Origin of the sequence: Aliiglaciecola sp. (genome assembly GCF_039982535.1) — a bacterium.
Taxonomy (GTDB): domain Bacteria; phylum Pseudomonadota; class Gammaproteobacteria; order Enterobacterales; family Alteromonadaceae; genus Aliiglaciecola.
In genome coordinates this window covers 34930-52111 of sequence record NZ_JBDWYG010000067.1, presented here as the reverse complement: position 1 = coordinate 52111, position 17182 = coordinate 34930, and the positions used below count along the sequence as shown (strand labels likewise).

At 42.4% G+C, this 17182-nt stretch carries 10 protein-coding genes; 1 reads left to right on the top strand and 9 read right to left on the bottom strand.

The features are described 5' to 3' along the window. Positions 1–44 precede the first annotated feature (44 nt). The 3 genes from ABJV04_RS18175 to ABJV04_RS18165 are packed head-to-tail and all read right to left on the bottom strand — an operon-like array spanning position 45 to position 4122. Positions 45–1265, bottom strand: a complete 1221-nt coding sequence (locus ABJV04_RS18175; protein ID WP_348493024.1) for a thiolase family protein — start codon at positions 1263–1265, stop codon at positions 45–47. Continuing rightward, positions 1262–2971 carry a phenylacetic acid degradation protein PaaN gene (gene paaN / locus ABJV04_RS18170; RefSeq protein ID WP_348493023.1) on the bottom strand — a complete coding sequence of 570 codons (1710 nt, stop codon included), beginning with the start codon at positions 2969–2971 and terminating at the stop codon, positions 1262–1264. Before paaN ends, ABJV04_RS18175 begins: the two co-directional genes overlap by 4 nt. A 2-nt stretch (positions 2972–2973) precedes the next feature. Continuing rightward, positions 2974–4122, bottom strand: a complete 1149-nt coding sequence (locus ABJV04_RS18165; RefSeq protein WP_348493022.1) for an acetyl-CoA C-acyltransferase — start codon at positions 4120–4122, stop codon at positions 2974–2976. A 595-nt stretch (positions 4123–4717) separates the two neighbouring features. Here ABJV04_RS18165 and ABJV04_RS18160 point away from each other — a divergent pair. Continuing rightward, the gene (locus ABJV04_RS18160) at positions 4718–5623 is read left to right on the top strand and encodes a transglutaminase family protein (protein WP_348493021.1); all 906 of its coding nucleotides are present in this window, start codon (positions 4718–4720) and stop codon (positions 5621–5623) included. An 87-nt stretch (positions 5624–5710) separates the two neighbouring features. Here the strand turns inward: ABJV04_RS18160 and ABJV04_RS18155 are convergent, their stop codons facing one another. The 6 genes from ABJV04_RS18155 to ABJV04_RS18130 form a co-directional block, all read right to left on the bottom strand. After that, complete coding sequence (locus ABJV04_RS18155) at positions 5711–7654, bottom strand: fibronectin type III domain-containing protein (protein ID WP_348493020.1); 1944 nt, start codon at positions 7652–7654, stop codon at positions 5711–5713. A 430-nt stretch (positions 7655–8084) separates the two neighbouring features. After that, entirely contained in the window at positions 8085–9554 is a 1470-nt protein-coding gene (locus tag ABJV04_RS18150) for a diguanylate cyclase (RefSeq protein WP_348493019.1), read from the bottom strand. Between the two features lie 337 nt (positions 9555–9891). After that, positions 9892–11391, bottom strand: coding sequence for a VCBS repeat-containing protein (locus ABJV04_RS18145; RefSeq protein WP_348493018.1), 1500 nt, complete (start codon positions 11389–11391; stop codon positions 9892–9894). Between the two features lie 144 nt (positions 11392–11535). Then, the gene (locus ABJV04_RS18140) at positions 11536–14865 is read right to left on the bottom strand and encodes a TonB-dependent receptor (RefSeq protein ID WP_348493017.1); all 3330 of its coding nucleotides are present in this window, start codon (positions 14863–14865) and stop codon (positions 11536–11538) included. Between the two features lie 89 nt (positions 14866–14954). After that, the gene (locus ABJV04_RS18135; RefSeq protein WP_348493016.1) at positions 14955–16148 is read right to left on the bottom strand and encodes a FecR domain-containing protein; all 1194 of its coding nucleotides are present in this window, start codon (positions 16146–16148) and stop codon (positions 14955–14957) included. Position 16149: 1 nt separating this feature from the next. Beyond that, a complete protein-coding gene (locus tag ABJV04_RS18130) occupies positions 16150–16734 on the bottom strand; it encodes an RNA polymerase sigma factor (protein ID WP_348493015.1) in 585 nt (194 codons plus the stop codon). Positions 16735–17182: the final 448 nt, after the last annotated feature.

Genomic DNA, 17182 nt, shown 5'->3' with positions numbered 1-17182 from the left:
ATACAATTCTCTTATGGTGTTTTAGCTAGATATGAGGCCTCAAATTACACTTTTTCCAAAACCGTAACTGTAGTCACGCCCTCTTCGACACCTAGAAAGCCGCCACCGTTTTCTGCCACACCAATACGAGCACCATCGACCTGTCGCTGACCTGCCTCTGCGCGCAATTGGGTAGTTAATTCGTACATTTGGGCGATGCCAGTAGCGCCGACAGGGTGTCCCTTGGCAAGCAGTCCACCAGAGGGATTAACCGGTGTTCGTCCACCAATTTTAAAGTCTCCTTTTTTTAAAGCGGCTCCCACTTCTCCTTGCTCACACAAACCTAAATTTTCGATTTGAACCAAAGTAGAAAACGCTGTGGCATCGTGTACCTCTAAAACGTCAATATCTTTAGCAGCAATGCCAGCTTCTTCATAAGCAACTTGCGCCCCTCTTCGACTAATGTGATGAGCGTAATCAAATTTATCCCGTGTAATGGTGCTTAATAACGCCAACGAGCGAATACGTACCGCACGGGACAAACCAATCTGTTTTAATGCTTTTTCACTACATAACACCAACGCAGAAGCGCCATCACTGACGGGCGCACACATGGCGCGAGTAAAGGGTTGGACGATACTTTTATCGGCTAAAACCTGTTCAACGGTAAAAGGGGTGCGATACTGAGCATTAGGGTTATATTGTCCATGACAATGGGTATTGGCAGCGATACGAGCGAAGTCTTCTTGGGTTGAGCCAAAACTATCCATATGCACCCGCGCTTGAGCGGCATATAAGTCCATAAACAAACTGCGATCAGGTCCAGGCTTCTCTCCGCCAATGGAAACGATATAATCGAGCACACTTTTTTGGTCGTGGATATCAGTACCGCCAGCAAATGCAGCCGCCACTTTTTCAGGGCGATCTTTGTAAACCATTTTTTCAGTGCCAACCACTAACGCAATATCCACCATGCCTGCTTTTATTGCGGTCATCGCCTGATGAACCGCCGTTGAGCCTGAGGCACAGGCATTTTCAACATTGATGATGGGGATCCCTTCAATGCCTGCAGCACGCAGCGCAATTTGCCCTCGAATGGTATTTTGACCTTCCAACATTTGTTGACGAGTATTTGAAAACCAAGCACCTTGAATAGCTTGTTTGCTGATACCTGCATCCTTAAGAGCGGCTTCCACTGATTGAACAGTTAAAGACTTAACCGTTTCGTGAATACGTTTGCCAAAGGGTGTCATTGATGCCCCAACAATATACACATTCTGGCTCATGCTGCGCCCTCGGTAATCGGCCGACGTCGTTGTGCAATTCGAAAACGCGAAGCCACAAAGGACAAATCGGCTAAACATGCATTGCCCGCAGGGTTCAAACCAGTAACATGATAATCACTGTATGCTGCCGCGAAATTAATCCACATAGCACCGGTAAGATTAATTGTTAGATTCGCTCCCACTTGTGCATACACATCAACCCAACGGTCAATATAATCTTCATCGGTTGAATACATGTAACAAGAAATAGTACCGCGAGTACGCGCAAGTTCGGTGGCTTCTTGGGCGGCATCATTACCGCTATTTGCCGCCACAATAAATAACACTGGACCAAAACGCTCTTCGGAATACATTTGTTTATGTTCAGATGTAGCAGAGATCACAAGAGGTGTGCGTGTTCGTGCATTAGGAAAATCCGGATGATTGTAAGGTTTGGCATGAAGTAAAATAGACAAACCTTGTTCGTCTGCCATTGCTGCGGCAGCTTCGACAACATCAAGACTGACTTGCCCTTGAACTGCGCCCATAATACCAGCAGCTAGTTTAGGATCTTGTGCAATAACGTCGATCTCATTGACGATAGTTTGCGCCACCTGCTCAAAACTAACATGCCCTTGCGCTGTTTTAATTCCCTCTTTTGGTACATATACCACTTGCGGGCTGGTGCACATTTGCGCCGAGAATAAACAGGTCGCGCGCGCGATAGCACGCATTGATTCTGCTAAGTTATCGACCGACTCGACCACCACGCTATTTACCCCTGCGGTTTCAGTATAGAGCAGCTTACGAGTAACGGTACTCTCTAAGTAATTACCAAAACGAGGGCTACCGGTAAAATCAATGATCTGCACATCAGGGTGATCAATGTATTGTTGTGCAATAGGCTCTGCAAGGGTGTCGGTTGCCAAAGTGACTAAATTGGGGTCAAATCCAAATTCGGCCAAAGTAGCACGACAGGTTTCCACCACCAGCGCCATTGGCAAAATAGCAATAGGATGGGGTTTAACCACAACTGGGTTTCCGGTGGCGAGACTAGCAAACATTGCTGGATAGGCATTCCAGGTGGGAAATGACGCGCAACAAATGACCAGGCCAATACCTCTGGGTACTAAGGTATAGGTTTTTTCTAAATTAACTTCTTCACGGCCGAACATCCGATGATATTGGGCGCTTGGGGTCACATTGTCCATGGCAATAGCAGCATACGCTAAAGCCTCAATACCACGGTCTAATGCATTTGGACCTGAACCACTAAAGGCTTGGGTATAACTTTGCCCAGCCACATGCATCACCGAATGGGCCATTTCAAAATTTCTATCATACATGCGTTCAGCAATTTCTAGACACAATGAGACTCTTAAATTAGGCGCGGCTTTTGCCCAGTCTGTCATACTGCTTTTTGCCGCCGTTATGGTGGCATGTGGATCACACAGAGGATATGTAATGCCTAGTTTTTGTTGAGTAAAAGGCGAGACTTCTTCTCCTGCCCAACCTTTAATCCCAGGTAAATCCAAACGAAAGGGTTGATGCAGATGAGCCTCAAATGCAGCTTTACCGAGACCCGGTTTTTCTGGACCATGTATCTTAGTTGAAGGAGAGTCTTTAAACGGACTCCAGCTTTTTCGAGTTTTAACTGCCTGTATGGCGTGATCTAGGGTTGTTTGATGCTTGGCGACGATATCTATCGAAGGTTGTTGTTCATTCATGCTCATTCCCCCAATCTCTCAACAATGATGGCACTACCAATGCCTGAAGCACCCGCAGCAACTACGAGACCATATCGCCCCTTTGCGACATCTAAAGTGTCGAGTAAAGTAGATAGTAATATTGCCCCCGACGCTCCCAGAGGATGGCCTTTAGCTAAGTGGCCGCCAGCAACATTGACCTTATCTGGAGACACATCAAAATCACGAAGAAATTTGACGATACTAACGGCAAAGGCTTCCATGTATTCAATTCTATCCATGTCGTTTAACGACAAACCTGAACGCGCTAATACTTTTTCCATGGCATCAATACCCGCCGTTAGTGACTCTGCGGGGTCGCCACCCACTTCAGCACAAGCAACAATTCGTGCCCGAGGTTTAGCATCTATGGCATCTTTAGCGCCAATTAACGCTAAACCAGCCCCATCTGATATGGGTGGAGCATGGGCAATCGTGTGACGATGATCGATATCCTTATCTAGAATTTCTTTGTAGTATTTAGCCGCACCACCAAAGGCAGGTTCGAGAGATGCTAAAGACGCTTGGGTTCCAACATGTAGACACTCTTCGCGATCTAAGCCATTGACTGAGATCCGCGATGCAACTAACTCGCTATCTTCAGCAGCTTTTGTGCGTTGTTGAGACCTTAGGGCAGCTTCATCAAGCTCTTGTCTACTAATATTTTGTTCATCGGCTAAACGATCAGCGGCTAGTGCAACCAACAAGTAGCGACTGCGCAGAGGTAAACTTCTGTCCGTGTAAAAATCAGCTTTGTCAGCCATAAATGGCACACTAGACATCATTTCCACACCACCGGCTAAGACCGTTTCTGCTTGACCAGAATCAATCATAGCAGCCGCTTGAGAAACCGCAGTTAGTCCAGAAACACAAAAATTATTGAGTGAGAAGGCAGTAGTCGAATCCGGTAAGTTAGCTCTAAATTTGGACACCAGAGCAATGTTTCCGCCCTGAGAGCCCACTTGTCCTACTGCACCTAAAATTAATGCGTCGGGCTTTATATCACTGGCAGTGCGCTGGGCAATTGCCGTAACTAATTTTGACACAAGTTCATCAGGTTTCATTGAAGCTAGTGCACCGCCCTCTTTTCCCTTAGCTCTTGGCGTTCGTACTGAATCAAAAATGTAAGCCATGTTGTGTTACCTCCTGCTTTACAACCCATTGAAATAGCACTGCAATCAATGTTTGTTTAATTTCTCTATTTAGTGGAGGCCATCATCACACAACTAAGTATATTTACGCAAGCTAAAATGTTAACGGATTGTAATACTCGAATTTTAACGAGATAAAAACAGGCATGAATTACCATTCTCAATTTAGAAAAAACACGGTTTTATTTCAAACTGAGAATACCCAAGAAGGACAATCTATCAGGGTCTGCAACCCTAATTTTATTATATGTTTATATAGGATAAAGAAATATTTGATCTGTATTTGTTGAACTTAAAGTAGCTATTCTACTTGTGCTTTCACGATGACCTTCTGTTGCAGTAGTTAGGTAATCATTAAAAGAACAAGCGGTGTCTGGGGTAGTTAAAAAATAAACTTAGTTTTAACTTGCAAGTTAATTTCAATACAGATTTAAATCATATTAAATTAACCTTCGCCTTGGATACGCATTAAAAACCCCTTGTTTGCCTGTTGTTTGCATCAAATGAACATAGCGTATAACCTCAACAAACTATTATGCTTGAGCATGACAATCTAATTTTGGGATAAGATGAATTTATGATACTGCGCATTGAGCATTTAACTCGTCATACATACTCTGGGCCCGTTAGTTTTTCAGGACATAGTTTGTATCTGCATCCTGTTGAAGGTCATCAGAGGCGTGTTTTGGCATTTTCTGTGGAAACAATACCACCCTCGCAACAAAACTTTATCAGCGATGTGGAAGGTAACTCAGTGGTAAAATGTCACTTCGGTCTGACTGAATCAGATACTTTAGAGTTTAAAACTGTCATTGAGGTAGAGGTTGATGATGACAACCCTTACGATTTTCTACTCGAATCATACGCCCTTGAATATCCCTTTAAATATCAATCGTCTGACCTAAAATCCTTGGGGCCTTACCTTTTAGATGCTGTGGATGAAAGTGAATCACAAGCTCTGGACTGGTTTCAGCAAGCCGTGCCCTCTCCTGCCAAACACCCAGATATCGTGCAATTTTTAACGGATATCAACCAAGCCATTGGTCGAGACATCCGTTATGTGCGCAGAGATGAAGAAGGTATTCAGAGTCCAAATGAAACACTTTCGTCAGGCTCCGGCTCCTGCCGAGATATGGCTGTATTGTTTATTTCAACTGTCCGTCAATTAGGTTTAGCTGCGAGGTTTGTCAGTGGCTATTTATATGATCCCCCAGCAACAACGGGCGAGAGTTATCGCTTTAATCGCGCGGTGGGCTCTATGCATGCTTGGGCGGAAGTTTACTTGCCAGGCGCAGGCTGGAAAGGCTTCGATCCTACCAACGGCATTTTAGCAAACAGCTTTTTTATTCCCACCGCCGTAAGCCATAACCCTGACACTATAGCCCCTATTCAAGGGCACTATTTTTCCAAACACAGCACTGAGGCTGTTTTAGATATTCAATTGCATATTCAAGAGCGAGATAATGCAGAAGTGAAATCATAGAGATGAAGAAATAGAAGTGTAAATGGGGATTGAGAAAACATCAGCTAATAACCATTACAGGGTTATTAGCTGATAAAAATAACCTATTTATTCGACGGAAAACTCATCGAACAGTTGTACTTCAGAGTTCAAATTGTTTGGATCAAACACATAACTCTGCACAGTTCCGGTTCCAGTATCTAAAATAGAAAAAACCGACAAGGTATTACTGGTCACAAAAGGTAGGTTTGGATAATCTTCATTTTCCAAACTCATGGGGCTAAATACTGTTGGAAAACTCATTGCACGACCCTGAGGATCACCATTTGGTGGATAGTCTTCAATTGCCCAACGTGGGTTTTCCGAATTTACATCAGCCCAAAAATCCGCATAACTGGAGCGCACATCGTTAGTGTATACACCGCTGCTGTCCACATAATATGCGCCATAAGAGTTGCCGACGTTGGAGCTCTCTAAATAGTGTAAATCTTCAACTTGTGCACGATTCCATAAATGCGAGTGGCCTATGTGCACTAAATCGACACCATTTTCTAACAACAGTGGTTCAATATCATTCAGCCAAACATCTTGAGCTACAGGGTATTGATAACGTACTTCAGTAATACTACTAAGCATAGGCTCCACGTTGTTGGTCCAAGTATCCGCGCTCAAAGGAAAGGTAAATTCAGTAATAGTTTCAAGTCCTTGTGTATCAGTTTCCACCAGTTGCATTACAGGTTGAGATAACACTGGAACAGTATTATCGCCCAAACCAAATACACCTTGGTGAGCCATAACGACTTTATATTTTGCATTCTTAAAAGCCTCTGTTTGCATAACCGACTCTAACCATGCGTACTGTTCGGAGTCTTTATCAAAACGTTCAAATAAGAACTCACCAAATCCCCATTGTGATGGATCTTCTAAAGTGGTTAGGCTCTCAACAAATTTAGATTTGCTGGCACCAGATACACTCCATGAACGCCATATTCTGGATACATTCATCGAGATAATAAACACATCACCAAATGCAGTAGCATAATATTCTTCACCACCTTGACCATCATCAGGGAAAGAGAAAATATCTAAAAAGCTGTTTTGGTTGTGGGATTGGTCAGCTATCCATTGGGCTTTAATATCCGCATCATCCGTTGGATTCACTTCTGCCTTTACTTGTTCGTAAGCGGCTTCTGCATACCATGCAGGTTGAGGATCATTGAAACCACCATTGAGGGAGTAATCATCTTCAGTTGGACGAAATCGGCCCATGACCTCATGATTTCCAATAGTGCCAAATAGCGGAGAATGTTGCAGAATCTCACCGCCATTGTATGGGAAACCAGGTAGGTATTTTTGATAGTGACCTTGCAAAGCCGGGAAGAAACCAGGGGCATTATCTTTTGCTTGATCAAACCACTCAGATGCACGATCAGGTACATTTACGAAGTCACCGGCAAACAAAACCGCATCAGGGGTGCCTACGGTTTCAACGACTTTTTGATAGTTCGCTACCACATTCTTTTTCGACTGCAAGTCAGAAGTAAGCAGTATTTTCAGAGGAGTTTCTTTAGCAGGCGCAGGGGCTAATGTAAAAGTATCACTGCTAAACACAAAACCATCTTCATCTTTACTGGAAACAGAGTAATCAACTCGCGTACCTTGAGTTAAACCCTCAGCAACCGCCTCATGACGGTAAACCGAGCGATAGCTCACCTCGTCATAGGTTTTGCCAAATTGCTGAGAAGAAGCGTCTTCCATCATTCGAGTCAATGAGGTTGTGACAACGTTGCTAGTGGTGGTATCACCATATTGCAAACTGTGTTCAGTCCCCTCAAAATTAGTAAACCACACCACACTAACTGAAGTCTCAGTGGGTAATTGCAAGAATGGGTCGCTCAACATGGTGTGCTCTGCATTCACCATAACAGGGACTTCAACAGGCACTTCTACTGGTACTTCTACCTCTACAATTTTGTCGTCATCACAGGCACTAAGACCAGCCACAAGACAAAGTAATCCTAACGAACGTGAGTTCGAAAACTTAGTTTTCATTGTTGTTATCCCTTCAGATATGAGTTGATTTTTTAATTTTACGTAAGCTAACCTAAGCCTAATTGGCACTCGGTTTACGTCTTGAACGTTATATCAAACCACTAAAAATCAGCACAAAACACACGGGTATAAATGCGTCTTACGAAACTACTTTTTAATCAAAAGTTCGATGAATCGTGTGATAAATAGAAATCGCTTAAAACAGCGCAGCAAAAACTAGCAGCGGAAAAAGACAGGAATATTACAGATAAAAAGTGTGATAAATATTTCACAAAACTGAAATATCAGAATGACTTAAGGAAGTTTCTACACCACAAAAAATTGACGTATATCTTAAAAGAATAGTTTTCAGGCTGGCTGTTGCACAACCGAAATGTGAATTTAGTTTATCCTAGAAGGTTAACAAATTATCAATAAAAAGCAGTTACGACTATTCTTGAAAGATACTATTGCGACCAGATCGTTTGGCTTCATATAGGGCCTTATCAGCTCGTTTGAATAGGCTTTCGAAATTATCATCTTGTCGCATTTGAGCAAATCCAATACTGATAGACAGTTTTTCACCTTCAATAAGTTCCATTCCATTGATGTGTTCTAACAGTCGATTACCCACCAGCATAGCGGTTTGACTATTGGTATTGGGCAAAAGCACAATAAACTCGTCCCCACCAAAACGACCTAATAGGTCATCAGGTCTCAATAGTTGTTTAACCATTTCACTGAGGTTTACTAGCGCCTGATCACCTGCGTTATGGCCGTGAGAGTCGTTAATGTTCTTAAAATGATCAATATCGTAAACCAATAAACATAAGTCTTTGTTTTCCCACTGGGCCTGACGCAATTCGATCATCGCACGTTGAGTGAGGTATTCTCTTGACGCAGTTTGGGTTAAGTTATCAATAAATACTTTATTTTTAAGAAGATGGTTGTGTGCAGTTAGCGCGGGCACCGCAATGGCAAACATTGCGTTAGTTGCCACAACATTGATGGCATATTGATAAACCATTACAAAATCCATCAACCCTAATTTATCCACTAAAAAGACAATTAATAGACTACTTAATGCCAAACTAAGTACATTTAAAAATGCATTTTCAGTACAGGCAATCCACATATGGGGTAACACCAAAAAGAAAATCATAAACGAACTATCTACAGACTGAGTATAGTAAGAAACTACCATTGTAATTACTACTAAAGATAATGAAATCAAAACCTTATATTTAAATTGTGGTGTTGGAATAGGATTCTGGCCTTCAATATGATTGAGTATATGAAATGACTTTTTCGGGTATAACACATGCAACACGCTAAAGAATAAAGGACTTAGTACAATGATCCCTGCCATATCGCCAACCCAGAAAGGTAGCCAAGCATGAGTAAACTCCTGAAACGTCATAATATTGGAGTAAACCAAAGACATTAAAACGGAAAAGGTAGCAACCATGGATGAAATAGCCGCTATGATAAGAAAGCTAATAATAGATAGGGGAAGAGTTAGTTGCTTGCTTTGGGTTAACCACCTTAAGCACCGGCTGCCAAAGTAATACGGGATAATATGAGCAAAGCCAAAAAGCACACCACTTAATAGTACTTGATAAAAATTTAGGTGAATTTGATAATTGTTATTGGTAAATAGGGTTACCAATACGGCACCAAGCATAATAATGGGTGTGGCTCGAAGGCCAACTACAAACAACACCGCAAAGCTTAAACCCGCAGCAGGAAACCACACACTCGCGTGATTAGTGTACTCAACTAAAGCACCACTAAACCAAACAAGCAACCAGCTTAACAATAACAAACATGCTCTAGCGTTAGCCGAATTCTGAAAATAAGCTAAGACTTTTTGTTTAATTCCTGAGTACTCTAATTGTGCTGAAAAATCACTTTTCTGCATTTAAATATTTAATCCTTTAGGTCTGAGCATAGCAAAAATAAAGACTTTACATCTTTGCTTAGTATAGCAATAGGATAGGAAGAGATAATATGCTCATTTTGTACTCAGGTATTAATTACGCTAATAAAGTGCAAAAGTACTGGCATGTTAACTCTATTCACTGTCTGCTTTGGTATTTACCAATAACAATAGCGCTGTTAGCTCAACATTTATTCAAAGCTAACTGACGACAGAATGGTTGATTTTATAAGAACGAAGAAGAGGTGTTAAGGAACCGCCTACGGAAAACATCAATAGGCGGTGAATTTAGCGCTTTTACTGTTGCTAGCGCTAATGGTTATGGCGTTGTAGTTGGCCTTAACACACGTATTGGATTACCTGCCAGCGTGGTTATATCTTTTACTTTAACACTGCGTTTTGCAGTTCCCATAAAAGTAACTTCTATTGTAATGGGCTGTAATTTTGCTAATCCAAAATAAATGGGCCTAGCACTTTGAGCATTGTAACCACCACCAGTGGGAACAATTCTGGAACCAAGAATCCCTCCCTGCTCGTCATAAAACCTGACTACCGCACCTTGCTGGGTATAATTCCCCTCGCTATCAAGCACCAATACCGACACACCTCTTGCTCTAGCAGCTTTGTCCAGCTCGTTTTTAAAAACAAAATGTCCGCCTTCACTGCCAAAAGTATCGGTAATTGATACGTCTAGATCACCATCATTATCGTAATCGATCCACTCGACACCATGATCCCCTTTTGAGGTCAATTCCGGGTAACTTTGTTCCACAATAAAACCTTTGCCAGTATTTTTATACAACAAGCCTATGGGTTGAGAAATACCATTTACCTTTTTTGAACCAAGGGCTAATAAATCAAGAAAACCATCGTTGTCGTAATCTCCCCACGCAGCGCCAACGGCGTGATCAGGCAAGGTTAATCCTAAGGATTGAGCCACTTCTTCAAAGCGACCATCTCCGGTATTTTTATACAAAAGGTTTTCACCATAGGTAGTAACGTACAAATCCAGAAAACCATCATTGTTGTAATCGCCAATAGCACAGCCTACTCCGCCCTCTTTCACCGTGCGCAAGGTTTCATCCATACCCAATTCAGGAGCAATATCCACAAATTGAGTCAGATCATTTCTTGCCAGCGTATCACTATCACCGGCTTGATTAGCTAAAAACACATCCAAGTCACCATCGTTGTCTATATCAAACCAACAAGCGCCAACGGTGCGTTTAACATCTTCTACACCAGAGGAAATCCCTAAGCGTTTAAATGTTCCATCAGTATTTTTTAGTAATTGATTACGGCCAGTTCGATTGGCTGCATTTAGATCGGAATCACCGTCATTGTCGTAGTCAATCCAACTGGACTGACGGCTGAAACGTCCTAAAATAGCGAGGCCAACGGACTCTGCCATCTCGACAAATTGTTTGCCTTCGTCATTTCGGTATAAATAGCTGCGACTGGGGATCGGACTAACATTAGAGCCACCTAAAATATCCAGATCGCCGTCGTTGTCAAAATCTCCCCACGCCACACCCCATATTTCATCACCTGTTGATGGTAATCCGAGTTGCTTAGAAACGTTCACGAATACGCCATTATTGTTTTGATAAAGACGAAGTTCTCCACCTTTAATGGATACCAAAAAATCTAAATCACCATCATTATCAAAATCAGCCCAAGCATTTGATAACGAACCCGGTGTATTAAAGGTTTCAGGTTGTATGGAAGTAAATTTTGTTGAAACTGCATATAAATGCGTACTTGTTAACAGGCTCCAAAATGCCCATAAACTGACTAGTAAATATCTATTCTTAAGCATATTCATTGTTCTCTAATAAAGGGGGGAAGTTAATGAATAAAAAAGCTCTTCACTTCAATTAAGTATCTTCAAAGATGCTTCTAGTTCAGGTGTTGGAATGACTTGCGCGGCCTTAAACAAGGTTAACACCACGCAAGCATCTACTTAGAATGCGACAGTTAAACCTGCAAAAACAAATCTTCCTTGCGCATCATATATTTGCGGATAAGTATTACCTCGACCAGAAGTTTCACCACCACCATATCCTGCGATAGATGTTAATGGAGGATCTTGATCTAGGATATTATTGATACCGGCTCTTACTTGCACATCATCGTTAACATAATAGTTTGCCGACAAATCTATGTAATAAGTTGACTCTAACTCGTCAATAATTGGGCTAGTACTAGTTCCATATTGATCAACACTACCAATATGACGCCAAGTTAGTGTGGTACTAAAGTCATCATTGACTTGCCATGCTGCTGAAGCCCAGTGGCGATACTCAGGTCTAGGTGTACCGCATGAACTGCCATAGAAACCAGCGCAATCAAATGCCTCTTCATCCGGTAACGATTGCTCTTCAAAATCACTTAACAAGGTCGCTAAATAATTAAGTTGTAAAGAGCCATAACTGCCAATATCGAAAGAGTAACCTACCGCGATATCAAATCCTGAAGTCGATAAACTCCCGGTATTGATATTAGTCGCTTGAATATAGCTCACGTTATCAGTCAACCAAAGGGTGCCCGCTTCATCTCGGTTCACCAAGCCACAAAAGAATTCGTCACCGCTATCCATACAATTATTCAACGCCAGCTCTGGGGGCACAGTACCAACAAAACCATCAACATCTATTGAGAAATAATCAATACTGATATTTAAGTTAGGTAATGCCTGTGGAGTGATAACAATACCTACGGTTACCGTATCCGACTCCTCAGGCTCAAGGTCTGGGTTACCGCCAGTCAACGTTGGATATTCACCAGTTGAACTGTCTAAAATCTGCCCATAGGTTGCGCTAGTTACACCAGTAAGCATACATTCTTCCAAGCTTCTTGAAGGCTCTGGAGCATCCGTTGATGGATCGAAATCACCGGCACAAGGATCGGAAAGACCATTTGAACCTGCAGAAAGGGAGAAACGCCCATTGGCTTGTGAACTAAATAGCTCAATTGGATTTGGTGAACGCGTAGCACGTTGGAATTGTGCGCGAACAAGTACATCCTCTGTAGGCACCCAAGTTAACCCGCTCGAATAGGTATTTTGTGCGCCAGTGGTATCGTAATCTGAATAGCGGAATGCGCCACTTAAAGTTAGCTCTTTAATACCGGTTTTATTTTGCACCAATGGCAATTGGATCTCGGTAAAGAGTTCCGATACTGAGATATCCCCTGCTACCGGCTCTCTAACTACCGTTGTACTGCTACTTGTATCTGGAGTTAACTGCAAACTATCTTTACGATACTCAAATCCAAACACAACTTGCATGGCTGTCTGCGCAAAAGGACTGACAAAACCGTAGTTTTCGAGATCACCAGAAATGCTACCACCTAAGATCTGTTGTTTAGTGGATCCTGTGCGAATGCTCGGTGCGGTTAAGAACGCAGTAGACGCGGGATCAACAGCGCCCGGTTGAAAAATATTCCATGGCAAACAGTCTGGTTCTTCGCCAGTTAAAAACGAGCGGCACACTGCTTCGCCAGTAGATGGATCTGTAACCACATCAAGCGCTAGGTCAACCCGTTCGGTTAACACATCATTTGTTAGGGTTTCAGTGTAATCAACATGGGAATATTGACCAAAAATTTCATAGTTAAAATCTTCAAAGATTTCACCACGTAGGCCCATCACCACTCGATTGGTCACCAAAGTAGATTCAGTGGCTCTAGAACCACCTTCGATATTCCGTCTGGCCATCAACAACGGCGCTCTAAGTACACCATCATCATCCAGATAAGTAACGCTAGGCTCACAAAATACAGACGACTGATTATCACTCAATAGCGGGTTATCACAGTTAATGGATGTGCTTCTACCTAACGACAATCCACCTGGTGCAATCTGCGCAGTGGTATTATTGCGGCTAAAAGAATAATCCATAAACCAATAGGTATCGTCAGAGATATCGTAATTTGCAAACGCACCTAAGGTAATACGTTCGCGAGGACGCTGCAGATAGTTACCGCCGATAAAATTGTATGCGTCGCTGTCAGAAGAATAGTTGCGCAGTAAACCACTATCGGCATCAACGGCTAAATCGAACGCTCCTTCTCCGGTGCGGCTAAATCGTGTATTTTCAGGTTGTGCACCGGATCCAGTGCAACTAAATTCGGTACCGTTATTGGCCAAACCTAAAGGACAAGAAGAAATGTCTCGGTCTTCCCAACGCACGGCTTTGTCTTTGGAGTAGCCAGCATAAGCAGTAATGTTGCCTTTACCATTGTCTAAGTTGCCACCGGCAATCACATTGAAGTCGATACTTTCACCATCCATTATGGAACCTGGATTAGGTTGTCCGTAACTTTCTAAAAGATCGCCCATGGCCTGGTTGTTATTTTCAGCATAAAAGCTGCTGCCTTGAAGATTAAATTCTAAACCTTCAAAGTCACGCTTCATCACGAAGTTAACAACCCCCGCAATTGCATCAGCACCATATACTGCTGAAGCACCACCGGTTAACACTTCCACGCGATTGATAAGTTGGGTAGGAATTTGGTTCAGATCAGCTGCCACTGAAGTAGGCGAACCATAGGGTAAACGCTTGCCATCAACCAAAACTAAGGTGCGATCGGCCCCTAATCCACGTAAATTGACCGTTGCTGTGCCTGTACCAATACCAGATGAAGAGCTTTGTGCAGACAATGCCTGTGGCAAGGTATTCAGTAGGTCTTCTACTCTAGTGATACCGCGGTTTAACACTTCTTCAGCACCCATCACGGTGACTGGACTGGTTGAAACTAGGTTAGTGCTCTTAATACGAGAGCCGGTTATCACAATCTCTTCAACTGAAGTTGCCTGAGTGTCGCTATCTGCTGCACTTTGAGCCGTTGCACTTGCGCTAAAAATAGCCAGTAACGCACTAGACACGGCACGTCGCTGCATACTTTTTTTCTGGTTTTTCACTTCCGCTACCCTCTCACTGTTTTGTTCTTTTTGATTTTGTGACAACGAAATTTTAATTGCGCCGTCTTCAGTGAGGCTGCTGATGAGCCCAGAATCTTTTAGCAGTAAAGTGATCGCTTGTTGCAGCGTATAATCTCCGACAACCGCGTTGGATTGTCGAACTTTTGCATCTTTATAGGAGAACAATAAAATAGCATCTGTTTGAAATGCGAGCTCATTCAAAGCATCCGCTACATTCATCACAGGCACATTAATATTGTGAGATTGCTTATCTACTTCCATGCTGGCACAAACAGCTGGCCAACTCGAAAGTATAAGAAGCCCCAATCCTCCCAAAAAATTGATCACCACAGCTCTGATAATGGGCATTTCAGTGCCTCTCAAAAATGAAGACAAGAGACTGAGTTAAAACCGGACATTTTATTTTTAGAAAAATAAAAATAAATTAACTCCTTTCATCAGCTTTCTTCTACAGCAGAGACAAGTTGCACTTGGTTATAGTTTAAATGCCTGACTCTTAACCCAAAATTGGCTTCTAAGGCGTTAAACATTGAGTTGGTATCACCCACCTGAATTTGGCCTCCAATTTCAATACCGCGTAATTCAGGATCCAATACTTCTATGGTAACGGGGATATAGCGATTTATTTCTTCCACTGCCTCGGCCAAGGTTTCACCAGAGAAGATTAATAAGCCTTTGCGCCAGGCCATACGTTTAATTTCTTTTTCCCGCCCTAGAGCTTCAGTTGGCAATAGTTCAACGTAAGCACTGCTGTCAGTCTGCTGAGCTGTTGTTGCGGGTAAGTTGGTTGCGACTTTTTTCAAAATGACACTTTGACCAGCTTTAACAATGCCCAAGGTATTCACCTTTCCGTCGCTGTAATCGTCTTCAACGTTCGCCACAGTAGAGGATGTTGCCGTTTGTGATTGTTGATTAGCGTTATCAGCCATTTGACTTTGATTTGAACTAGCATCGTCATTACTGCTTGATAACGGCAAGGTAGAAGCAAGGGCGACACTACCTTCTGTCACCAATAAATCGAGATTACCTTGGTTGAGATAAACATTAAACGCAGTACCTATGGCTTCAACACGCCCACTATCGGCATACACTCTAAAAGGTTTGTTAGGGTTTTTGGCCACTTCGAAATGCGCTTCACCGCGCAGTAAGCGAATATTCCGAAAATCATCACCGTAATCCACTTGAATTTCACTGTTTGTATTTAATTGAGCCTTAGAGCCATCAGCTAAAGTAATGGTTTTTTGCTGCCCGACAACAGTGACATATAAGCCATTGGAACGAGTGAAGTCTTCGCCGCTAAAAATGCCGGTGAATCCAATAACAACTAACAATATCGCCGCTGTAGCTGCAACCCCATAACCCCAAAATGACCGACAAAACGTTTTAATTTTGTTTTTGCATATAGCCATTACGCTCAGTGGTTCAGCCAACTGGCCCAGTACATTGCAATGACTCCAAAACACATTTAGGTTCTTAAGAGCCTCTCGATGTGCAGGGCTTCGCGCCAACCAGGCTTCAAAATCGTGTTCTTCGGCCTGACTTAGTGGTTTATCGCCATCAAGCCTAATCAACCAAGCGATAGCTTCATCTTCGATTGTTTCGTTTACTGGTAAATCCATTTTGTTACTCATGCTATAACCTACCCTGGGATTTTTTTTGAGCTAATCGTTGCTCACCATTGGCACCACTTTGATGACAATTTTGAATATAAGCTCGACTTCGCTTAGTACCATTTCGGAGGTGTTTTTCAACTGTACTAATAGAGATCTCGAGATGATCCGCAATCTCTTGCTGACTCATACCATTCACCTTTCTCAACAAAAATACTTGGCGACACTTCTTAGGTAAACTGGCAACCGCCTCATAGTAAAGTTTGACCGATTGCTGTGCTTCAAGTTCATCTTCCACAGAATCATTGCCGTCGACTGGAATAGACGCGATGCGATCTTCGATATAGTCGGTCATCTGCCGCGACTTTCGATTTAATTCGTTGAGGGCGATGTTTTTAGCCACTTTAAACAAATAAGCTTGGGGCCTTTCAACACCGTTTTTTTGTTCCGCATGGTAAGCTTTCATGTAAGCCTCTTGCGCTACATCTTCAATGTCCTCTGCCTTATACAAAAAGCGTTTTAAAAAGTTTTTTAAAAACTCTCTGTTTTCCCAAAACGCACGGGACACATTTGACATAGACGCAATCTCAGCATGAGATTTTTTCATTTAGTTCATCCGTTTGTTATATTTTTTATAGGGATATTTTTGTTCTTCAATTTATTTTCTTTATCAATTCATGCAAGAATAAAAGAGCACGGTTAATCACTAATAGAATTTCCACTGTCATCGTCAATAAATTGTGACTAAAAATCACAGCAATACTCAGTTTAATACGGTTGCTCTAATAGGCTCACAACAGCATTGCGCATGGGGCTTAGAGCGCATTTGGGCAAAATACTGAGAAATGGATCTATAGATTGAATCAAATTGAATAGTGGTTCGCGAACTTCAAGATAGATTCACCACCCTATTCAATATCGACATATTGCCACATCACCACAATTTGGCAAATTCAATGATTGATAAAATAAGCTTTCATGCCTGAGTATCGATAAGTTTAATGGTACTTTCGCCCCCACAAATTGTTCATTTTTAAAGCAGAGGTAAGACACTA